Raw genomic sequence first — 21,653 nt, 5'->3', positions numbered from 1 at the left:
CTGTATTGGACATGGGAAGTCAGATTAATTGGCCGCGCCAACCATATCGAGATCATCCCCTGAGCGTGACCTTCTCAGGTCCTTGCCACCAAATATCGCAACCAAAAGCACTGCGACCAGTACTGCCACAACAACAAGAATTAAGTTGTGATAGATCGCAACGCTTTTATCAAATGTGATTGCCCCGACTGTGGCATTGAAGCTCGCGTGACAGAGCGTTGCCAGCGCAATGCTTCGACCGGTATTTTTGTAGATCCAGGTCAATACCACAGCCATGCAAACCGCACCCATGGTGCCGGTTATATAAAAGAGGAAAAACGGCTCAGGCGCACCCGCAATCGGGATAATTGACCAGAACGGGAAGTGCCAGACAGCCCATACAACGCCCAAAATCAAGGACGCCTTGAGCGCACTATGGCCGTTCAAAAGTCGCGGCAACGCATAGCCTCGCCAGCCCACCTCTTCGAGGATCAGGAATACCGCGATCACAAGGTAACTGATGACAATCTTGTCCAGCCCAATAAATGATTCAAAACCGAAGAAGAATGAGAAAACCAGATGGGTAACTGTTGTTATGGCCGCGGGCGTCAATATCGCGATATACCAAACCCAGCTTACCTTGAACCTCAGCAGGCCGGCATAAAGACTCTTCAGCCCGGCCTTGCCCGAATTTCTGGCCGTGAGAGTCGTGGCGGCAACAATCGGACCCAAAAACCCGAACGGCACCAAAGCGGCAGGTAAGAGCCCCAGCAGGATTGGAATCCAAACCGCCCAGGCGATCAAGAAGCTCAACAGGAAGAACTCAGTCAGCTCGCGGGAGTGATTATTCTGTCTGGCCATGGTTTTCCAGTGTTGGTACAAAAATACGAATCAACACATTCTGACATACCCGGGCTGCGCACCGCGATTACAGCCGGCACCCGAAAAATGGCACGCTCATACCAGCCAACCTGATTGAGACTCACTGGCATCCAGACACAATCCAATATTGAAACCTGACGAATATTGTCGAGCTAGGAGAGCGAGGAAGGTCATTCAACCGCGGTGGTGCCGTATTTAGCAGCCGCGGCCGAATGTATGGGAATTGGTGAGTTGGCCTGTAAGCCGGGTTCTGTCGAGGACAATCATTCATCTGGGATGCCTGTCACCAGACACCTCAAGCAACCTACCCGCCCTCAGTGCGGGTCACACCTGTAGAGGGCCTATTTGGTCTTGCTCCGGACGGGGTTTACCATCGCCACAGACTGTTACCAGCTGCGCGGTGCGCTCTTACCGCACCCTTTCACCCTTACCTGTGCCCCCAGACCGAAATCTGGGAAGGCCATCGGCGGTCTACTCTCTGCTGCACTTTCCGTAGGCTCGCGCCCCCCAGGCGTTACCTGGCGTCATACCCTATGGAGCCCGGACTTTCCTCCACTCTTCCGAAGAAGAACAGCGATTGCCCAGCCAACTCGCGGCATAGGGTAATGATGAAGCCCCTCCCGGGCAATCATTCTTTTTCAATGGCCCACTGGTACAGCGTTTTTTTCCGTACACCGGTGATCTCGCTGGCCAGCTTGGCAGCCTGTTTTACCGGCAGCTCCTGCCGCAGTATCTCCATGATCCGGATTGACTCTGGGTCCAGCCCCTCATCACCCGGCTCCGGCGCGCCACGCACCAACAGCACTATTTCACCGCGCTGCTGATTCGAATCCGCCGCAACCCACGCCGCCAGCTCCGCCAGCGGCGCAAAATGGATGGTCTCGAAGGCCTTGGTGAGTTCGCGTGCGATAACCGCCTCGCGCCCCGCCCCGAACACCTCAGCCATGGCTGCCAGCGTATCGGCCACGCGATGCGGCGCTTCATAGAACACCAGGGTGCGGGTGTCCGCTGCCAGCTTTTCCAGCTGGTTGCGGCGGGTACCGGGCTTGGCGGCGAGGAAGCCCTCGAAACTGAAGCGATCGCTCGGAAGGCCGGCCGCCGACAGGGCAGCCACAAACGCGCAGGCCCCCGGCACCGGGATCACCTTGATGCCCTGCTCGCGCGCGCGGCGCACGATGCGGTAACCCGGGTCCGAAATCAGGGGGGTGCCGGCATCGGAAATCAGTGCCACCGAGCCGCCGTCGTGCAGTTTCTGCAGCAGCCAGTCGACCCGGCCCTCACCGGAGTGGTCGTGGTATGCCGCCAGCGGCGTATTGATTTCAAAATGGGCGAACAGGCGCTGGCTGTGACGGGTGTCCTCGGCCGCCACCATGTCCACCGCCGCGAGCACATCCACGGCACGCGGCGTCATATCCCCGAGATTGCCCACCGGGGTGGCAACAATATAGAGGGCGTTTTCCGCAAGCATCGATCTTCCTCCGGACGGGACTGTGGCCTGTGCGGGACAGTATAGAACCAAAAGGCATATGTGGATGCGCTTTTATTATTTTTAAGTCAGCCATGGAAACGTTAAGTTTACGATCCTCCCAATTACAGATCCCGATTCGTTCAGGCAAGGAAACCATGGCGGTGACAGCGTCCAATTCATCAGTAGCGCAAGCGGCAAACGCCGGTCAGACGCCCCTCACTTTCCACCACGATGCGGACCTGGACGTCCTGAACCGACGCTTCCGCGAGGCCCGGCCGAGCGAGATCATGCAGTTCACCATCGAGAACGCGGTCAACCCGGTGGTATTCACCAACTTCCGCCCGCTGGCGGTGGCATTTTTGCATCTGGTGACCCGGGTCAAGCCGGACATCCCGGTGATCTGGGTGGATCACGGGTACAACACCCCGGAAACCTACCGCCATATCGAGAAGGTGATTGAGCTGTTCGGCCTCAATATGCGCACCTACGCCCCCAAGATGTCCGCTGCGCATTACAACGCGGTCTATGGCGGCATCCCCCCGCTGGACACGCCGGAGCACGATTTCTTCTCCCGCACCGTCAAGCTGGAGCCGTTCAGCCGCGCCATGGAGGACCTCAAGCCGGATGTCTGGCTCAACGGGATCCGCCACGACCAGAACGCGCACCGCAAGAACCTGGATATCTTCACCAAGGGCAGCCACGGCACCGTGCGGGTGGCGCCGATGTTCCACCTCAACGAGCTGGACGTTGAAGAATACGTCTACACCCACGACCTGCCGGATAACGACATCTACTTCGACCCCACCAAGGGCGAGGAACACCGCGAGTGCGGACTGCTGCTGCAGAAGTAACCCGCGGCAGCCGTCGAGACAGCAACCTTTCGCGAAAAGATAGAAAAATCATCCTGATACCGCCCTCCGGGCGGTTTTTTTTTCCGCGGATGTGACGCGATTCCCCACCTTCATGGCAGCCGCATTGTCCTGCTTCCGCCGCTCGCGGTACCATAGCGGGTCTGGTGCCACGCCCGCTTCCACACGCCTGCGGACGACTGGTCAACCATAAGAATTTTGAACGATTCCGGCCGCACAGTCCGGACCGAGACCAGCAGGAGATCCGCATGCCCGCCAAGCGCCGGCAATTCCGCTTTGCCCTGACCATGCCCAAGCCCGTACCTGCAATCGCCTCGGCAGCACTGGTGCTCGCCCTGACCGCATGCGGCAGCCAGGCACCCAAGCAGCAGCCCCCGCTGGTACCGGAACAGCGCACCCAGCCCGGGCTGGACCGCGGCGCCGCAGAGCGCCTGATGCAGCAGGCCATGAGCAACGCCACTGCTGAGCGCGACCGCCAGCTACTGCAGGCCGGGGTGATATTCGCCGGCTTGCAGGACGAGGAGCGTGCCAGTCAGGCCCTGCAACAGATTGAGGCAGAGAACCTGGCCCAGCAGGAGTTTGCCGATTACGCCCTGCATTACGGCAAGATCCTTTCCAACCAGGCAGACCTGATGGAAGCCCACGAGCTGGTCAGCGCCGAACGCGTGAGTAGCGGAATCGCCTTCCTGCCGGTCGAAACCCGTGTGCCGCTGCGACAGCTACGCGCCGAGCTGTTTTCCCTGTTCGGGGAGATCGACAGCGCCATCGCCGAACATCGTGCGCTGGCAAGCATCGCCCGCACCGAAGAGGAAACCCGGGCCAACAACGAGGGTTTCTGGACCACGCTGATGCAGCTGCCCAGCGCAGAATTGAGCGCGCGTGCAGCCAGCACCTCGGACCCGGAAATGCGTGCCTGGTATGAGCTGGCCAAGCTTGGCCGTGACACACAGATGGATATCAGCTCGCAGACCACGGCACTGCAGCGCTGGCGTGAACGCTGGCCCGGCCACACCGCCAACCTGACGGCACCGCGCCAGTTACAGGCGTTCGAGCAGGTTGCCGCCAACCAGCCACAGAATATTGCCCTGCTGTTGCCGCTCACGGGCAAGCTCTCACGTGCCGGACGCGCCATCCAGGATGGGTTCCTGGCTGCCTATTACGCGGCGATGAACAATGGCGCCCAGGTCCCGGACATCCAGATTTATGACAGTGCCGCCGGCAACTTCGAGGAAACCTACCAGCAGGCCGTCAATGGCGGTGCCCAGTTTATTATCGGGCCGCTGGACAAGGAGCTGGTGAACAACCTGGCCGCAACGGAATCCCTGCCGGTACCGACGCTGGCCCTGAACTATGCGGAGACCGGCCGCCTTACCGGTGACCTGGTGCAGTTTGGCCTCGCCATCGAGGATGAGGCTCGACAGGTTGCGCGACAGGCCTACCAGCTAGGCCATCGCCAGGCGCTGGTGGTCGCACCCGGCACAGGCTGGGGCACGCGTGCAACGGAAGCCTTCCGCGAGGAATGGCAGCGCCTTGGCGGCAATATTCCCAGCGTCGCGGAATATGCCAATCAGGCCGCCATCTCCAAATCCATCAACGACAGCCTGCTGATCGCTGAGGGCCGCGCCCGCGAGCGTGAAATCCGCAGGGCCATTGCGCGTCCACTCAAGTTCACCCCGCGCCGCCGCGCGGACCTGGACGTGGTATTTGCCATCGCGCGCAACGATGCCGCGCGCCAGATCAAACCGATGCTGGCCTACTACTACGCCGGCGACCTGCCGGTATTTGCGACTTCGCAGATTTATTCCGGCGACGACCGGGAGCGCAATCGCGACCTGAACGGTATCCGCTTCACCGCCATGCCGTGGCTGTTCGAGGGCGACAACGCCATCAAGGACAGCATCGAGCGCCAAGCCAAGCCATCTGCTGCTTTTGCCGGCCTCTACGCCATGGGCGCCGATGCATTCCGCCTGTTCGGACGCCTGCCGCTGCTGCGTGAGTTCAGCGAACAGCGGGTATTCGGCCTGACCGGCACCCTGATGCTGAGCGCCGATGGCAAGATCGAACGCGAGCAGGTATGGGCCCAGGTGCGCAATGGCCGCGCCAGGGCAATCACCAGCGCGGAATACCGCAAGCCGATGCCGACAGCTTCCCGCACTGACGTCGTGCAGGCGGAAGAGCCACTCCCGGCACCGGAGCAGCTGCAGGATCAGATACAACAATAAACCCCAAGGGGGACAACAAAGCGTGAATGGAATCACGACCACCGCAGGCACTGGAAGCCGTGCGGAATCGGCCGCGGCCGACTTTTTGCAGCAACAAGGGCTGCGTATTATTGAAAAAAACTTCAGCTGCAAGGTTGGCGAACTGGACCTGATCGCGCAGGACGGGCAACATCTCGTTTTTGTCGAGGTCCGGTACCGGAAGACGGACCACTACGGCGGCGCACTCGCCTCTGTCGACCAGCGCAAGCAGCGGAAATTGCTCAATGCGGCGCAGTTCTACCTGCAACGCCGGCGAATCAACGCACCGTGTCGCTTCGACATCGTCGCAATCACCGGGCCGCTGGGCACAGATACAACAAGAATTAATTGGGTCCGCAACGCATTCGGGACCTACTGATACGGACAATCACTCAATGGAACAGCACGTCGTAACCCTCTTTCACCGCAGTATCGAGGCGACGATGAATGCCGGGGAATTTCTCGCTCCGCTGATCGCGGAAGCCAGTGAAATGCTGGTCCACACACTGCTTTCGGAAAACAAGGTGCTGGCCTGTGGCAATGGCGTCAGCGGCGCGGTGGCACAGACACTGGTAACCAATCTTGTCAGCGGCTTCCAGCGCGAACGCCCCAGCCTGCCGGCCCTGGCCATCAACGCGGACTCGGCACTGGGCACGGCGATTGCACAGAACCATGGCGGCGCACAGACCTATGCAAAGCCCGTGCACGCACTCGGCCAGCCGGGAGACCTGCTGGTAATATTCAGCAGCGACGGGCGCGACTCCAACCTGGTCCAGGCCGTGCGTGCGGCACGCGATCGCGAGATGAGTGTACTGGCTTTTACCGGTGCTGACGGCGGCGACTGTGCCGCCCTGCTCGACAACCACGATATCGAACTGCGGGTGCCGGAAGTAGACCCCGCAGCCGTACACCAGGTGCACATGCTAACGGTATTTACCCTGTGCGACCTGGTGGATAGCAGCCTGTTCGGCAGCTACGAAGAATAACTTTTATTTCAATAACAATTCAGAGGTCCCAAACAATGATGAAAGCGCGAGTGATACGCTTCGGGATAGCCACCTTTGGCGCAATCATGCTGGCCGGCTGTGCCACCATCGCCGACCTGACCAACAACGGCCCGATCGAGTCCGACCCGGGTAAACGCAGCCTGGGAGCCATGATCGACGACCAGGCCATCGAGACCGTGGTCACCGTGAATATCGGCAAGGCCCACCCGGATCTGAAGGCGTCGAATGTCGACGTCACCAGTTTTAACGGCGTGGTACTGCTGACCGGACAGGTGCCGAGCAATGACATGCGCCTGCTGGCCGGCAAGACTGCGGCAGAAGTGAAGAACGTGCGCCAGGTCTACAACGAACTCAATATCCAGGGCGGCGCATCCGTGCTGTCACGCAGCAGCGACCTGTGGATGACGTCCAAGGTGAAAAGCGTGTTGCTGGCGAACAAGGATATCGACAGCGGTCGAATCAAGGTGGTGACCGAGGCCGGTGTGGTTTACCTGATGGGCCTGCTAACCCGCAATGAGGCGGATCGTGCGGCGGAAGCGACGCGTGGCGTCGGCGGAGTACAGAAAGTAGTTAAAGCAGTGGAATATATTGACTAAAAATATCTGGCCCGGCGTGGCCGTGCCGGGCTTATCTGTCCAAAACATTTGCCGAGTAGGCAGTTTTGGACAGAAATACCGGCTACAGGCCACAGGCCCATTTAGGAATTAGAGGCGTTCGATCGCGATCGCAGTGGCCTCACCACCGCCGATACACAGGCTCGCCATACCCTTTTTCAGGCCGCGATTTTCCAGCGCCGCCAGCAGGGTCACGATGATACGCGCACCGCTCGCGCCCAGCGGGTGACCCAGTGCACAGGCACCGCCATTCACATTTACCTTCTCGTGCGGCAGGCCCAGGTCTTCCATCGCGGACATGGTCACAACCGCAAATGCCTCATTGATCTCGAACAGGTCGACATCGGCAACGCTCCAGCCAGTCTGCTCGAACAGCTTCTTCATGGCGCCGACCGGTGCCGTGGTAAACCACTCCGGCTCCTGCGCAAACTGGGTCTGGCCACGCAGTACGGCCAGCGGCTTGAGACCGCGCTTCTCCGCTTCGGACTGGCGCATCAGCACCAGCGCCGCCGCACCATCGGAGATGGAGCTGGCGTTGGCCGCGGTTACGGTGCCGTCCTTGCGGAAGGCCGGGCGCAGGGTCGGGATTTTTTCCGGACGCGCATTGCCCGGCTGCTCATCCACCGCCACGGTGGTTTCACCCTTGCGGGATTTGATCACTACCGGAGTGATTTCGCGCTCGAAAGCACCGCTCTCGATCGCCGCATTGGCGCGTGACAGGGATTCCAGTGCGAAGTTGTCCTGCGCCTCGCGGGAAAAGGTGTACTTGTCCGCGGTGCACTCGGCAAAGTTGCCCATCAGGCCGCCGGCATAGGCGTCCTGCAGGCCGTCGGTGAACATGTGGTCCAGCACCTCACCGTGACCGAGGCGCATACCACCGCGCGCTTTCGGCAGCATATAAGGGGCATTACTCATGCTCTCCATACCACCAGCAACAACCACATCCGCTTCACCAGTCAGGATAGCGTTGCGGCCCATCATTACGGTCTTCATACCGGAGCCGCACACCTTGTTCACGGTAGTAGTCGGGGTTCCATCCGGAATACCCGCACCTTTGGACGCCTGGCGCGCCGGCGCCTGGCCCACGCCTGCCGGCAGTACGCAGCCCATAAAGACTTCGTCTACCTGATCGGCAGCCACACCCGCGTCCGCGAGCGCACCGCGAATGGCCACAGCGCCCAGCTCCGCAGCGCTCAGGCCACTCAGGGCACCCTGCATGCCGCCCATGGGGGTACGGGAAATACCAACGATTACTACCGGATCCTGCGTGTCGCTCATGCGTGCACTCCTCAATTCTTCAGATAACGCCTCGCCACTGGCGGGGCGGATGTGCCGGCCCGGAGGCCGCAGATTGGCGCGCATTATACACCAGCCCTCAAACCCGCCACAGTGCAACCAAGGTGGCACGCCTGACCGTTTTCGCGCACAAATCCACACGATGGCGTAATTACAGGCGTGATAAGATTCCTCGGGATATCCAATAACAACCTATGACAATGGAGTCACACCATGGACCTTACGGGTATTGTCTGGCTGGTCGCCATCGCGGCACTGGTCTTCTATGTGATCGGCATTTACAACAAGCTGGTTGCGCTCAAGAACCGCTTCGAGAACGCCTTCGCCCAGATTGAAGTGCAGCTGAAGCGCCGCTACGACCTGATCCCCAACCTGGTGGAAACCGCCAAGGGCTACCTCAAGCACGAGCGCGAGACCCTGGAAGCGGTGATCTCCGCGCGCAACACTGCCCTCGCGGGCCTCAAGGCTGCCTCCGCCAACCCCGCTGACGGCGGTGCGATTGCGGGCCTGGCCAACGCCGAAGGGGCGCTCGCCAATGCCCTGGGACGCATGAACGTGGTGATGGAAGCCTATCCGGACCTCAAGGCCAACCAGAACATGGCGCAACTGTCCGAAGAGTTGACCAGCACCGAAAACAAGGTGGCATTCGCGCGGCAGGCATTCAACGATGCGGTAATGACCTACAACACCTATCGCCAGAGCTTCCCGCCGGTATTCTTTGCCAACACCTTCGGCCACCGTACCGACGCCAGGCTGCTGGAGTTTGCCGATACCGAGCAGATCCAGGCGGCACCACAAATCCAGTTTTGATCAGCCTGACTGGTAACGGTAACAGACCATGAATTTTTTTGAGTACCAGGACAGGGCGCGCCGCAGCAGCGCCCTGTACCTTTCCCTGTTCGCGCTGGCGGTATTCCTGCTGATCGGCCTCACCACCCTGCTGTTTGCGCTGATGGCCTTTCAGGGCAGCGGCCAGCCGCTGTCCGAATTTGAGCTGCTCCAGGTTGCGCAAATTGTCGGCTGGCAGAATATCGGCTGGATCGCCCTGACTGTGTGCGGTGTGGTAGCGATTGCCTCCCTGTTCAAGCTACGGGAACTCTCCGGCGGTGGCCGCACCGTGGCCGAGGCCATGGGCGGGCGCCTGATCAACCTGGATTCTCAGGACCAGGCCGAGCGCCGCGCCCTGAATGTGGTGGAGGAGATGGCGATTGCCTCCGGCACCCCGGTGCCCGATGTCTATGTGATCGAGGACCAGGCCATCAATGCCTTCGCCGCCGGTTACAAGGAAGCCGATGCGGTAGTGGGCCTGACCCGGGGCTGTATCGAAAAGCTGGACCGGGCCGAGCTGCAGGGCGTTGTCGCGCACGAATTCAGCCATATCTTCAACGGTGACATGCGCCTCAATATCCGCCTGATCGGGATGCTGCACGGCATCCTGTTTATCGGCCTGGTGGGCTCATGGCTACTGCGCAGTGCCACTTACCGCTCGCCCTACAGCTACCGCTCCTCTTCCCGACGTGGAAACGGCGTGCTGGCGCTGTTCGGGATCGGCGCGGCACTGATGGCCATCGGTTACATCGGCACTTTTTTCGGCAATATGATCAAGGCCGCGGTAAGCCGCCAGCGTGAATACCTGGCCGATGCCTCCGCGGTGCAGTTCACCCGCGACAGCAGCGGCATTGCCGGCGCGCTGAAAAAGATTGGCGGCAACAGCTTTGGTTCGCAGATGTCCGCCGGTCGCACCAGCGAATTCAGCCATATGTTTTTCGCCAACGGCCTGAAGCAGCGTTTCAGCAGTTTCTTCAGTACCCACCCGGCGCTTGCCGATCGCATCCAGCGAATCGAACCGAGCTGGGATGGGCAGTATCCCGCAGTCGCAGCACTGGCACCCGATACGGCAACAGTTAATGAAAAATCTGTTCCAACGGCGGCACAGGCCGCAGCCGCGCAACAGATTTCCGGGATCAACACCTCCAATAACAACAGCTACAGCACCGCTGCGGTGGCGCAGTCCATCAACAGCATCGGCCATCCCGGTGAAGCGCATATGGCCAGCAGCTTCCAGATGCTGGCGAACCTCGACGACCGCGTTCGCGCGGCAGCACATGAGCCGTTCGCGGCGCGCGCACTGATCTACCTGCTGGTGATGCCGATCGAGGGCACGGAGCGTGACAGTGCCCGCACACTGCTCGAGGAAATTGCCCACCCCGGCGTGCGCAGGGAAATGGGCAAGATCGAAGACGCCGTCCGGGCATTGCCCGCCGCACAGCGTCTCGCGGCCCTGGACCTCAGCGTACCGGCCATCAAGCGTCTGGCGCCGTTCCAGTACGAGGTCTTCAAGCGCAACCTGCTGCGCCTGCTGGAACTGGATGGCACCCTGCACCTGCGCGAATGGGCGCTCTACCGTGTACTGATGCATGCGATGGAAGGTTCCAACGGTGGTCGCGCTGTCACGGTCAGCAAGGGCCAGGTCCCGGCTGCTGCCAGTACCCTGCTCGCCGCCATGGCACATTGCGTGGATGCCGAATACCTGGATGCCAACAGTGCTTACATCGCCGGCCTCGAAGCACTGGCACTGCCGGTCAGGCCGCTGCCCCTTCAGAAGGACATCACCATCGAGCTGCTGGACAATGCGGTTGCCGTATGCAGCCGATTGAAGCCGCTGCACAAGCCGCGCCTGCTGAAGGCACTGGTTAAGGTGATCGAGCACGATGGCCAGGTGGATGCACCGGAAGCAGAGATGCTGCGCGCGATTGCCGATACACTGGATTGTCCGATGCCGCCGATCGTTGGCTAACGCCACCCCAGGTCGGCAGGTTTTGGTTAACGCTAAGGCAAGATAACCGGGCTTGCATTTCAAAACCTTGCGCGCCATGGACGGCGCGCAGGAGCTACAGGGAAGTATTTATGCGTTTTTGAAATGCCAGCCGGTTAGCTTGGCGCCACTGCTCCGAACCAGGGTCACGCTGTCTTTGCCAGTACCGGCTCCTCTACCTCTTCTGCGCTCCGAATCAGATAGTCAAACGCTCCCAGCGAAGCTGCAGCGCCGCCGCCCATGGATATGATGATCTGCTTGTAGGGCACATCAGTGACATCACCCGCGGCAAACACGCCTTCCATGCTGGTCGCACCACGCGTATCCGCGATAATTTCGCCAGCGCGGTTGCGTTCTACCTGCGAGCCCTGCAGCCATTCGGTATTCGGCACCAGTCCGATCTGGACAAACACGCCGGCCAACTCAATCACTTTTGACTCACCGCTGTTGCGATCAATGTAGTCCAGGGCGATTACTTTGCTGCCATCACCGTGGACCTCTGTGGTCTGCGCAGAAGTAATGATGGTGATATTGGGCATAGAGTTGGCCTTGCGCACCAGCACGTCATCCGCGCGCAAAGTGTCGGCAAACTCCAGCACCGTTACGTTTCGGACTATGCCGGCCAGGTCGATCGCGGCCTCGATACCCGAGTTGCCGCCGCCGATGACCGCCACATCCTTACCCTTGAACAGTGGTCCGTCACAGTGCGGGCAGTAAGCCACGCCCTTGTTGCGGTAGTCGTCTTCTCCCGGCACACCCAGCTGGCGCCAGCGCGCGCCCGTCGCAAGCACGACGGCTCTGCTCGACAGGGTTGCGCCACTTTCAAGGGCAAGCTGTAACTTGCCGTCTCGTGCAAGGCCAGCCGCTTTCTGGCCTGTAATGATATCCACATCGTAATCCGCGAGATGCTGTTCCAGGTTCGCAGCCAGTTTCGGGCCCTCGGTGTAGGGTACGGAAATCAGGTTCTCGATACCCACGGTATCCATCACCTGGCCGCCAAAGCGCTCGGCCAGCAGGCCGGTACGGATACCCTTGCGTGCCGCATAAATTGCCGCGGCAACACCGGCCGGGCCACCACCGACCACCAGCACATCGTAGGGCGCCTTCTGGTTGAGCGCCTCGGCCTTGCGCGAAGGTGCATCGGTATCAAGCTTGTCCACCACTTCCTCAAGCGTGGTGCGCCCCTGCAAGAAGTGTTCGCCGTTCAGCCACACTGACGGCACGCCCATGATGTTGCGGGCCTCCACTTCCTGCGGGAACAGGGCGCCGTCGATCATCTCGTGACGAATGCGCGGGTTCAGGCTCGCCATCAGGTTCAGCGCCTGCACCACATCCGGGCAGTTCTGGCAGGACAGGGACACAAAGGTTTCAAAGCGATATTCGCCCGGCAGGTTGCGGATACGCTCGGCCAGTTCATCCGAAATTTTTGCCGGGTGACCACCGGCCTGCAGCAGCGCCAGCACCAGGGAATTGAATTCATGGCCCGCTGGCACACCGGAAAACGACACCCGCGGCGCTTCCCCGGCAGACCCAACCGCCAGCTGCGGTATGCGCGGTAACTGCGCCTCGACCCTTGTTATGTCTGCAGACAACTCCGCGATGTCCGCAACCATGCCGGCCAGCTCGGAACCCTTGGCCGAGTCCCCGGCCGCAAGGTGCATCTCGACCGGACGGCGGATATTTGCGAAGTAGGTTTTCAGCTGTTGCTTCAGGTTTGAATCCAGCGCTTTATATGACATGGGTAACCTCGTCCTTTTGATGATTTTCCACGGGCACAGCCCCGCACTTTGGCGGGGCAAGCTCTGGCAGTGGATAAAGCCAGGAAAAGGATCGGGTTTAGATCTTGCCGACCAGGTCCAGGGAAGGCGCCAGGGTCTCTTCGCCCTCTTCCCACTTCGCCGGGCACACTTCACCCGGGTGGGCGGCGATGTACTGGGCCGCCTTGATCTTCCGCAGCAGCTCACTGGCGTTACGCCCAATACCGCCAGCATTGATTTCCACAATCTGGATACGGCCCTCCGGGTCGATCACGAAGGTACCGCGCTCGGCGATGCCCTCTTCCTCGATCATCACGCCAAAGTCACGGGTCAGCTTGCCTGTCGGATCCGCGAGCATCGGGAAGCGGATCTTGCCGATGGTGTCGGAGGTATCGTGCCAGGCCTTGTGGGTGAAGTGAGTGTCCGTGGAGACGGAATAGATTTCCACACCCAGTTTCTGGAACTCCGCATAGTTATCCGCAAGGTCACCCAGCTCGGTCGGACATACAAAGGTGAAGTCCGCCGGGTAGAAGAACAGCACAGACCACTTGCCCTTCAGGTCTTCGCTGGACACATCAAGAAAGTCGCCGGTCTGGTAGGCCTTGGCGGTAAACGGCTGGATGCTGTTGCCGATATAGTGGGACATGGTATTTCTCCTTGCTCGTTGGCTTTCGTAATTTCGCGGGCAGTCCCGCGGGCACGAAGAAATACTATTAAGAAGCAGCAATTAATTAAATTTAATTAAATTTATAGCCGTGATCTAAAAAATCGATCGTAAAGCCTGATGCACACAAAAAAACCGCGCCAGTGGCGCGGTCTTTCTAGCGGAGCGTTAGGGGATACGGGGACTAATCGGTATAGATCGGCTGGAAACCCAGCAACCACAGGATCACCGTGCCGATCCGCACGATCACCAGCAGCACCAGCCCGATGGTGACCACCGAGGAGGCGTACATAAACGCGCGCTCCTTATCGATGTTCATCAGGATCGGAATGCCCTCGTAAAGCAGGTAGATGGAGTAACAGGCAGCGAGCAGTGTCACCACGGCGTTGACCCAGAGGTCCGGGTAGAGCCCGACAAACCCCACCAGGAAGATGGGCGTTGTCACAAATACTGCCAGTGCGTGGCTTTCGTAGCGGAGGGTGTCCTCATCCCCTTCCACACCATAGGTGCGTGCCATCCAGTGAATGAACTCGCCAAAAATATATACGCCGGCCAGTATCGCCGCATAGGTCAGGATGCTCAGGGAGAGCGCGCTGCCGGGGGTCAGTTTGCGGTGGGTGTCGCCCACATCAAAGCCGAACTGCGTAACCCCGATGTAGAAACTGACAACCGGTATCAGGGCCAGGATTGGTACATGGGTGAGGAACAGGTGCCCTACCGAGTCGTGATCTTCCCTGATTTTCTGCCACTCACGGTCGGGGTGGGTAAAGATGCCCACAGTGTGACTAAGTATTCCCATCGCAGCCTGCCTTTATTTGCAAAGTGAATTTCACGCGCATTGGTAGCAGTATTGGGGAGCGGCAATCGATTGACCAATAAGCAATAGAAATAACCAGCAGCCGCGATAAAAACAGTAATTATAAAAATAATGGAGGGGAGAAAAGGCGGGAGGCGACAGAGGCCCGGAGAGAACGGGCCCCTGTTGAAATGACGCGGCTTATTTCACCACGCGCAATGCCGGCCGTTTGCCGGGCTTTTTATCGGCGAGACTGGTGGGCGGCGTCGGCTCCGGTGGCTCCGGCGTTTCTTCCGCCTCGAACACCATGCCCTGGCCATTCTCGCGCGCATAGATTCCGATCACGGCACCAACCGGCACCTGGATATCCGTGGGCACGCCGCCGAAGCGGGCATTGAAGCGGATGGCGTAGTTGTCCATGGTGAGCCCGGAGACCGCAGTCTCGGAGATATTCAGAACAATCTGGCCGTCCTCATTCACATGCTGTTGCGGCACCAGTACGCCCGGCAGGTGCGAATCCACCAGGATATAAGGGGTGCACTTGTTTTCTGAAATCCACTCGTAGAACGCCCGGATGATATAGGGCCGATTGGAGGTCATTTCCGGCTTTTTCACAGCGCGCCCGCCTGTATCAACTTCTCATCTCTTTTTCATACTCGGTGAGGCTCTCCTGGAAAGCTTCACGAGAGAACAGGCGATCCATGTAATCCAGCAGCGGCTTGGCCTGCTTGGTCTTCGGCAGCGCGATTTCGAACTGCTCCAGGCGCCACAGCAACGGTGCCATGCAGCAATCCACCAGAGAGAACTCCTCGTTAAAGAAGTACGGCAGGTCGTTGAACATCGGCGCAATGCCGACCAGGCTGTCGCGCAGCTCTTTGCGCGCGGCCGTCGCTTCCTTGCCACCGGCAAGGATCTTGTCCACCAGCGGGCACCAGTCGCGCTCGATGCGGTGCATGATCTGGCGGCTCTGCGCACGCGCAACCGGGTAGACCGGCAGCAGCGGCGGGTGCGGGAAGCGCTCGTCCAGGTACTCCATCATGACCTTGGTCTCGTAGAGCACCAGCTCGCGGTCCACCAGGGTCGGCAGGGAGTTGTAGGGATTCATGTCCGCCAGTTCGGCGGGCTTGTCGACCGGGTCCACGTCGATGATTTCGACGGAAACACCTTTTTCCGCCAGTACGATACGCACGCGGTGGCTGTAATGGTCACGACCATCGGAAAAGAAGGTCATGGAAGAGCGCTTGTTAGTCGGCACACCCATTGGACACTACCTCAAATTATTTCGCTTCAGTATGGCAGGGCCATACGAATAGTTGGTAACTGTAAAAATGCAAACGGGCGGCAGACACAGGTCAACCGCCCGTAAAACCGTGCTTACCGATTAATGTACGTCTTTCCAGTACTCACGGTTGAGGAGCCAGGCAAAGATGAAGAACACCAGGATGAAGGCCAGCACATAGAAACCGATGCGCTTGCGCTCTTCCTGCATGGGCTCTGCAATGTACTCCATAAAGTTGACCAGGTCATACATGGCCTTGTCGTACTCTTCCGGGGTCATGGAACCTTTCACGTCGCCTACAACCAGGCTGCCGCAGCCGGATTCATCCATGATCGGGTTACCCAGCTCGTCGCGTACAACCTTGCCGTGGTCCATCTTCGGGCCAGGCGCGCATTCCTGCAGGCCCTGCAGCTCGAGCAGTACGTGCGGCATTGCGACCTTGTCGAAAACCTTGTTGTTCACACCGGTCGGACGGCTGTCGTCGCGGTAGAAGCCGCGCAGGTAGGTGTACAGCCACTCCGGGGAGCGCGAACGGGCGCTCAGGGTCAGGTCCGGCGGGGTAGCGCCGAACCAGGCCTTGGACTCTTTCGGGTCCATGGAGATTTCCATCAGGTTACCGATCTTGTGGTCACCAAGGACCAGGTTCTCCATCATCAGCTCGTGCGGGATACCCAGGTCGTCAGCCACGCGCTCCCAGCGGGAGAAGTTGGCGCTGTGACAGCCCATGCAGTAGTTGACGAAGTACTTGGCACCGTTCTGCAGGGAAGCCTTGTCAGTCTGGTCCAGCTCGATTGCGTCGAGCTGGACGTTGCTGGTCGCACCCACTGCCTTGATCGGGATCACGGTCAGCAGCGCCACCACGATGATGCCGCCAATCAGGGCAAGCGCAGACTTGCCGCCGTCCGGGCTGGTTACGCGGGTCGGCTCAGGCTGGCACTTCTCACGCGCGGTCCAGAACGGCATGCCGATGAAGTACGCGAAGTAGATCACGGTACAAATCTGGGCCAGCATGGTGCGACCGTCGGTCGGCGCCTTCACACCCAGGTAACCCAGGATGATGAATGCCGCTGCGAACACCAGCAGCGCGAAGCGGCTGAAGTTGCCCTTGTAGCGCATGGACTTCACCGGGCTCTTGTCCAGCCACGGCAGTACGAACAGGATCGCGATCGCCGCGCCCATGGCCACCAGGCCGAGGAACTTCGAAGTGAACGGACCGATGTCGAAGGTCACCGCACGCAGGATTGCGTAGAACGGCGTGAAGTACCAGACCGGCGCAATATGTTCCGGGGTCTTCAGCGGGTTTGCTTCCTCGAAGTTGGCGTATTCAAGGAAGAAGCCGCCCATTTCCGGGAAGAAGAACACCACGATACAGAACACGAACAGGAATACCGCAATACCCACCAGGTCATGCACGGTGAAGTACGGGTGGAACGGGATACCGTCTTTCGGGATGCCGTTTTCATCCTTGTTCTTCTTGATCTCTACGCCGTCCGGGTTATTGGAACCCACTTCGTGCAGTGCGAGGATATGCAGTACCACCAGCATTACCAGAACCAGCGGCAGCGCAATCACGTGCAGGGAGAAGAAGCGGGTCAGGGTAATACCGGAAATCAGGTAATCACCGCGAATCCACTGGACCAGGTCCTCACCCACCACCGGGACGGCACCGAACAGGGAAACGATTACCTGTGCGCCCCAGTAGGACATCTGGCCCCACGGCAGTACGTAGCCCATGAAGGCCTCTGCCATCAGCACCAGGTAGATACACATACCGAAGATCCACACCAGCTCGCGCGGCGGCTTATAGGAGCCATACAGCAGGCCACGGAACATGTGCAGGTAAACCACCACGAAGAAGGCGGACGCGCCCGTGGAGTGCAGGTAGCGTATCAGCCAGCCCATCTCCACATCACGCATGATGTATTCAACGGAGGCGAAAGCTTCCTCGGCAGTCGGCGAGTAGCTCATCACCAGCCAGATACCGGTCAGCAGCTGGTTTACCAGCACCAGCAGGGAGAAAACCCCGAAGAAATACCAGAAATTGAAGTTCTTGGGCGCGTAGTACTTGCCCATGTGGGTGTCCCACGCGCGGTAGATAGGCAGACGCGCATCAACCCAGTCGCCGAGACCTTTTAGCCAACTCATGCTGCAGCCCCCTCATCCAGACCAATAACGATCACATCGTCGCTTTCATACGAGTAAGGTGGAACCTCGAGGTTGATTGGCGCCGGTACACCCTGGTACACGCGGCCTGCGAGGTCGAACTTGGAACCGTGGCACGGGCAGAAGAAGCCACCCATCCACTCGTCACCACCGAGGTCTGCGGCGCCCACTTCCGGGCGGTACATCGGGGCACAACCGAGGTGAGTACACAGGCCCAGCAGGACCAGGGTCTCACCCTTGATGGAACGGGTCTTGGGGTCGACATATTCCGGCTGTTTGGATTCTTCGGAACTCGGGTCACGCAGGTTGCCCTCGATGGCAGCCAGGTTGTCCAGCGCGTCCTTGGTGCGACGTACCACGTACACCGGCTTGCCCTGCCATTCGACAGTGACCATCTGGCCCGGCTCCAGCTTGCTGATGTTGTACTTGACCGGTGCACCTGCGGCCTTGGCCTTGGCACTCGGATTCCAGGATGCCACGAAAGGTACGGCAACACCGACTGCACCTGCACCACCCACGACACAGGTAGCGGCCGTCAGGAACCGACGCCGACCTACATTCACTCCGCCATCACTCATGACGCTAATCTCCCATCACAGCGTATTCGCTGGCCCAACGGAACCCGCTTCACCCAACCCCCCTAAAATATGGCTGCGCGCGCAGAATTCCCCAAAAAACCGACAACTAGCTATAGGTATTGTTATAACCCACCCCGAAAAGGGGCACTAAAAAGCCGCGACATGTTAAAGAAAATGCCCTCTTTATACAAGTTCGGTCACTTTTTGTACTTTCTCGCAAAATGCAAATTGGGCCCGGCGGGTGGCGCACAATTCTACGCCAAAAACACGAATTCCGGGCAAAAAAAAGCCCGGCAAGTGCCGGGCCATTTTGAAGCTGCGAATTAACGCTTGGAGAATTGCGGCTTCTTACGTGCTTTGCGCAGACCAACTTTCTTACGCTCAACTTCACGTGCGTCGCGGGTAACAAAACCAGCGGCACGCAGCGGAGGACGGTTGGCTTCATCGTACTGCATCAGTGCGCGGGTCAGGCCGTGACGGATAGCACCCGCCTGACCGAAGGAACCACCGCCCTTTACAGTAACGTTGATGTCGAACTTCTCAGTCATGTCGATCAGCTCGAGCGGCTGACGAACGATCATGCGAGCAACTTCGCGACCGAAGTACTCGTCGATGGAACGGCCATTGATAGTGATGTTACCGGCGCCCTGGGTCAGGAAAACGCGCGCGGTGGAAGTCTTACGACGACCGGTTCCGTAATATTGTGTAGCTGCCATTTTCTAATGCCCCGCTTAAAGTGCCAGTTCTTTTGGTTGCTGAGCGGCGTGCGGATGCTCGCTGCCAGAGTAGATTTTCAGCTTCTTGAACATGGCTCGTCCCAGTGGACCACGCGGCAGCATGCCTTTAACAGCAGACTGCAGAGTGCGCTCCGGAGCTTTCTCGATCAGCTTTTCAAAACTGATGGATTTCAGACCACCAGGGTAGCCGGTGTGGCTGTGGTAGATCTTGTCCGTTGCTTTTTTACCGGTAACGCGGATCTTCTCCACGTTGATGACTACGATGTAGTCGCCGGTGTCCACGTGGGGAGTATATTCAGGCTTGTGCTTGCCACGCAGACGTGTCGCGATCTCGGTCGACAGCCGACCCAGAGTCTTGTCTGCAGCGTCAATAATGTACCAGTCGCGGGTTACCGCTTCCGGCTTTGCACTGTATGTCTTCATGTTATAAACACCTGTAAATACCCCGGAATCCGGGGGTCTCTCCACAAAAGAGCGCGAATCCTACACGCGAGGCGCACCCATTTCAAGTAGTATTGCTGAATTTTCGGACAACGCCGAATTACGGTTGATGCGGCTGAGCAGGCGCGGGAATTGGCTTTTCGAAACCGTCGCGCACAAGGTGGTCCGACACCTCGGCGTGCGCCCCGCCACTAGGGTTTGTGCGGTCTGGCGAGGTACTCGTGCGACTGCATTTCAAGAAGTCGACTGACCGTCCGCTCAAACTCGAAGATCAGCCGCTGGCCGGCATAGAGCTGCTCCAGCGGCACCGCCGCCGACAGCACCAGCTTGACGGAGCGGTCATAGAACTCGTCGACCAGATTGATAAAGCGCCGCGCCTGGTCCTCGCGGGAGGAATCGAACTGCGGCACATTGCCCACCAGCACTGCGTGGTATTCCCGGGCCAGCTCGATATAGTCATTCTGCGAGCGCGGCCCATCGCACAGCGCCTCGAATTCAAACCAGGCCACATCATCCGCTTCTCTATAGGCGGTGATGCTGCGACCCTCGATATCCAGCGCAATATCCTCGTGCACCTCGGAGCCACCCACAATCAGGCTGTCAAAGCTCGCCTGCAGGCTCTCATTGGCGGCGGCATCCAGCGGCGCATGGTATAGCTCCGCCTGCTCCAGCGCGCGCAGGCGATAATCCACCCCGCCATCCACATTGATCACCTGCGTATAGCGATTGAGCAGGTCAATGGCCGGCAGGAAGCGCGCGCGCTGCAGGCCGTCCTTGTAGAGGCCGTCCGGCACTATATTGGAGGTCGCCACCAGGGTAACGCCGCGCCGGAACAGCCCGTCCATCAGGCCGGCAAGGATCATCGCATCGGTGATATCGGAGACGAAGAACTCGTCGAAACACAGCACCTGCGCCCGCGCCGCGATGCCATCCGCAACCTGCTCCAGCGGGTTCTTCTGCCCGGCAAGACGCTTCAGGTCCGCATGCACCTCGCGCATAAAGCGGTGAAAGTGGGCACGCATCTTCTGCTCGAACGGCAGCGACTCGAAAAAGCTGTCCATCAGGTAGGTCTTGCCGCGCCCGACCCCGCCCCAGAAATAGAGGCCCTGCACCACTTCGGTAGTGCCAAAACGGGACTTGAACCGACCGACCAGGGATTGGCGCGCGGCACGATGGCGAAGTAATCGGTGATACAGGTCCTCGAGCGCCTCAACGGCAGCGCGCTGGGCCGGGTCCGCGCGGAACCCCGGGCGCGTCAGGTCGTGCTCGTATCGCTGCAGCGGTGTCAGGGGGGATTGCTCGGACATGTAGGCCCTGCTGTGTGCCAAAAATCGGCAGGCAATGTAACGGCAGCGCCGGCAGCAATCAAGCGCCTAGGTGCTGGATCAGCGCTTCGCTGGCGACCCGCTTGAGATCGGTCAGGTGCCCATGGAAAAAATGGCACACCCCGGGGAACTCCTTATAAAGAAGCGGCGAGTGCACCTGATCGACCCACTCGGTGACTTCACGATGGGAAACCAGTTCGTCCTCAGTGCCCATGCACACCAGCGCCGGCGCCGGCAGACGGCCCTCGCGGGTATAGGGGTACCTGGACACCGGCGGCGCCACCAGCAACAGGTGCTCAAGGTCAGGCTGGCCGAAGCCCGCATTGGTAGCCACGCCAGTACCAAAGGAAAAGCCGGCCAGCAGCAGCCTGCTGCCCGGCAACTGGGCGCGTGCCCAGGCGATAACACTGGCCGCATCGTCCGCCTCGCCCACGCCATTGTCGAACTGCCCCTCGCTGGCACCCACACCGCGACAATTGAAACGCACCGCCGGGATACCCAGGTCGCGGTACGCGCGCACCAGGGTCGTGACCACTTTATTGTTCATGGTTCCGCCGCCCTGCGGGTTGGGGTGGCACACCACCGCAAACAGTCCCGCACCGGCGAATTGGCCGTCAGCCTTGGGCGCGGTGGCCACCAGTTCCAGTTTGCCCACCGGACCAGGGATGAATTCTTTATGCTCAGCCTGTACGAACGGCTTGGAAGCTTGCTCGGTGGCATGATTTGGATCAGTCATGTTTGCT

At 59.6% G+C, this 21,653-nt stretch carries 21 protein-coding genes and 1 other RNA gene; 7 read left to right on the top strand and 15 right to left on the bottom strand.

The genetic code is table 11. The features are described 5' to 3' along the window. Positions 1-24: 24 nt before the first annotated feature. The 3 genes from QSJ80_RS04820 to rsmI form a co-directional block, all read right to left on the bottom strand. Complete coding sequence (locus tag QSJ80_RS04820; protein WP_285763188.1) at positions 25-840, bottom strand: type II CAAX endopeptidase family protein; 816 nt, start codon at positions 838-840, stop codon at positions 25-27. Between the two features lie 244 nt (positions 841-1,084). Further along, positions 1,085-1,454: RNase P RNA component class A (rnpB, locus tag QSJ80_RS04815), an RNA gene on the bottom strand. A gap of 35 nt (positions 1,455-1,489) precedes the next feature. Continuing rightward, on the bottom strand, positions 1,490-2,329 hold the full coding sequence (gene rsmI, locus QSJ80_RS04810) for a 16S rRNA (cytidine(1402)-2'-O)-methyltransferase (RefSeq protein ID WP_285763187.1): 840 nt from the start codon (positions 2,327-2,329) through the stop codon (positions 1,490-1,492). A 161-nt stretch (positions 2,330-2,490) separates the two neighbouring features. On the opposite strand from rsmI, the gene QSJ80_RS04805 reads away from it, so the two are divergent. The 5 genes from QSJ80_RS04805 (at position 2,491) to QSJ80_RS04785 (ending at position 7,041) form a co-directional block, all read left to right on the top strand. Then, complete coding sequence (locus QSJ80_RS04805; RefSeq protein WP_434219168.1) at positions 2,491-3,180, top strand: phosphoadenosine phosphosulfate reductase domain-containing protein; 690 nt, start codon at positions 2,491-2,493, stop codon at positions 3,178-3,180. Between the two features lie 266 nt (positions 3,181-3,446). After that, positions 3,447-5,420 (top strand): penicillin-binding protein activator, encoded by a 1,974-nt coding sequence (locus tag QSJ80_RS04800; protein ID WP_285763186.1) that lies wholly within the window; start codon positions 3,447-3,449, stop codon positions 5,418-5,420. Positions 5,421-5,442: 22 nt separating this feature from the next. Further along, positions 5,443-5,817 carry a YraN family protein gene (locus tag QSJ80_RS04795; RefSeq protein ID WP_285763185.1) on the top strand — a complete coding sequence of 125 codons (375 nt, stop codon included), beginning with the start codon at positions 5,443-5,445 and terminating at the stop codon, positions 5,815-5,817. Positions 5,818-5,833: 16 nt separating this feature from the next. Further along, positions 5,834-6,424: a D-sedoheptulose-7-phosphate isomerase gene (locus QSJ80_RS04790; RefSeq protein WP_285763184.1), complete on the top strand. Its 591-nt coding sequence runs from the start codon at positions 5,834-5,836 to the stop codon at positions 6,422-6,424. A 35-nt stretch (positions 6,425-6,459) separates the two neighbouring features. Further along, the gene (locus QSJ80_RS04785) at positions 6,460-7,041 is read left to right on the top strand and encodes a BON domain-containing protein (protein WP_285763183.1); all 582 of its coding nucleotides are present in this window, start codon (positions 6,460-6,462) and stop codon (positions 7,039-7,041) included. Positions 7,042-7,149: 108 nt separating this feature from the next. On the opposite strand, the gene QSJ80_RS04780 is transcribed toward QSJ80_RS04785, so the two are convergent. Beyond that, a complete protein-coding gene (locus tag QSJ80_RS04780) occupies positions 7,150-8,337 on the bottom strand; it encodes an acetyl-CoA C-acyltransferase (RefSeq protein ID WP_285763181.1) in 1,188 nt (395 codons plus the stop codon). A gap of 231 nt (positions 8,338-8,568) precedes the next feature. Between QSJ80_RS04780 and QSJ80_RS04775 the strand changes: the two genes are divergently transcribed. Both QSJ80_RS04775 and QSJ80_RS04770 read left to right on the top strand, forming a co-directional pair. Continuing rightward, positions 8,569-9,165: a LemA family protein gene (locus QSJ80_RS04775; protein WP_285763180.1), complete on the top strand. Its 597-nt coding sequence runs from the start codon at positions 8,569-8,571 to the stop codon at positions 9,163-9,165. Positions 9,166-9,193: 28 nt separating this feature from the next. Further along, a complete protein-coding gene (locus QSJ80_RS04770) occupies positions 9,194-11,152 on the top strand; it encodes a M48 family metallopeptidase (protein WP_285763179.1) in 1,959 nt (652 codons plus the stop codon). A gap of 164 nt (positions 11,153-11,316) precedes the next feature. Here the strand turns inward: QSJ80_RS04770 and ahpF are convergent, their stop codons facing one another. The 11 genes from ahpF to QSJ80_RS04715 form a co-directional block, all read right to left on the bottom strand. Beyond that, positions 11,317-12,909 carry an alkyl hydroperoxide reductase subunit F gene (gene ahpF / locus QSJ80_RS04765; protein ID WP_285763177.1) on the bottom strand — a complete coding sequence of 531 codons (1,593 nt, stop codon included), beginning with the start codon at positions 12,907-12,909 and terminating at the stop codon, positions 11,317-11,319. Positions 12,910-13,006: 97 nt separating this feature from the next. Then, positions 13,007-13,573 carry an alkyl hydroperoxide reductase subunit C gene (gene ahpC, locus QSJ80_RS04760; protein WP_285763176.1) on the bottom strand — a complete coding sequence of 189 codons (567 nt, stop codon included), beginning with the start codon at positions 13,571-13,573 and terminating at the stop codon, positions 13,007-13,009. A gap of 202 nt (positions 13,574-13,775) precedes the next feature. Further along, the gene (locus tag QSJ80_RS04755) at positions 13,776-14,390 is read right to left on the bottom strand and encodes a Yip1 family protein (protein WP_285763175.1); all 615 of its coding nucleotides are present in this window, start codon (positions 14,388-14,390) and stop codon (positions 13,776-13,778) included. A gap of 198 nt (positions 14,391-14,588) precedes the next feature. After that, positions 14,589-14,987, bottom strand: a complete 399-nt coding sequence (locus QSJ80_RS04750; RefSeq protein ID WP_285763654.1) for a ClpXP protease specificity-enhancing factor — start codon at positions 14,985-14,987, stop codon at positions 14,589-14,591. Positions 14,988-15,018: 31 nt separating this feature from the next. Beyond that, complete coding sequence (locus tag QSJ80_RS04745) at positions 15,019-15,648, bottom strand: glutathione S-transferase N-terminal domain-containing protein (RefSeq protein ID WP_285763174.1); 630 nt, start codon at positions 15,646-15,648, stop codon at positions 15,019-15,021. 120 nt (positions 15,649-15,768) lie between these two features. Beyond that, positions 15,769-17,811 (bottom strand): ubiquinol-cytochrome c reductase, encoded by a 2,043-nt coding sequence (locus tag QSJ80_RS04740; protein ID WP_285763173.1) that lies wholly within the window; start codon positions 17,809-17,811, stop codon positions 15,769-15,771. Continuing rightward, positions 17,808-18,407: a ubiquinol-cytochrome c reductase iron-sulfur subunit gene (petA, locus tag QSJ80_RS04735; RefSeq protein WP_285763172.1), complete on the bottom strand. Its 600-nt coding sequence runs from the start codon at positions 18,405-18,407 to the stop codon at positions 17,808-17,810. Before petA ends, QSJ80_RS04740 begins: the two co-directional genes overlap by 4 nt. Positions 18,408-18,730: 323 nt before the next feature. Beyond that, complete coding sequence (rpsI, locus tag QSJ80_RS04730) at positions 18,731-19,123, bottom strand: 30S ribosomal protein S9 (RefSeq protein ID WP_285763171.1); 393 nt, start codon at positions 19,121-19,123, stop codon at positions 18,731-18,733. Between the two features lie 15 nt (positions 19,124-19,138). Beyond that, positions 19,139-19,567, bottom strand: a complete 429-nt coding sequence (gene rplM / locus QSJ80_RS04725) for a 50S ribosomal protein L13 (RefSeq protein ID WP_285763169.1) — start codon at positions 19,565-19,567, stop codon at positions 19,139-19,141. A gap of 209 nt (positions 19,568-19,776) precedes the next feature. After that, positions 19,777-20,892: a cell division protein ZapE gene (zapE, locus tag QSJ80_RS04720; RefSeq protein WP_285763168.1), complete on the bottom strand. Its 1,116-nt coding sequence runs from the start codon at positions 20,890-20,892 to the stop codon at positions 19,777-19,779. A 58-nt stretch (positions 20,893-20,950) separates the two neighbouring features. After that, a complete protein-coding gene (locus QSJ80_RS04715; RefSeq protein ID WP_285763166.1) occupies positions 20,951-21,646 on the bottom strand; it encodes an alpha/beta hydrolase in 696 nt (231 codons plus the stop codon). Positions 21,647-21,653 lie beyond the last annotated feature (7 nt).

It is taken from the genome of Biformimicrobium ophioploci (genome assembly GCF_030270605.1).
GTDB classification, from domain to species: Bacteria; Pseudomonadota; Gammaproteobacteria; order Pseudomonadales; family Cellvibrionaceae; genus Biformimicrobium; species Biformimicrobium ophioploci.
Note: the sequence above shows the minus strand (reverse complement) of the source record. Positions and strands in the feature narration are given on the sequence as shown.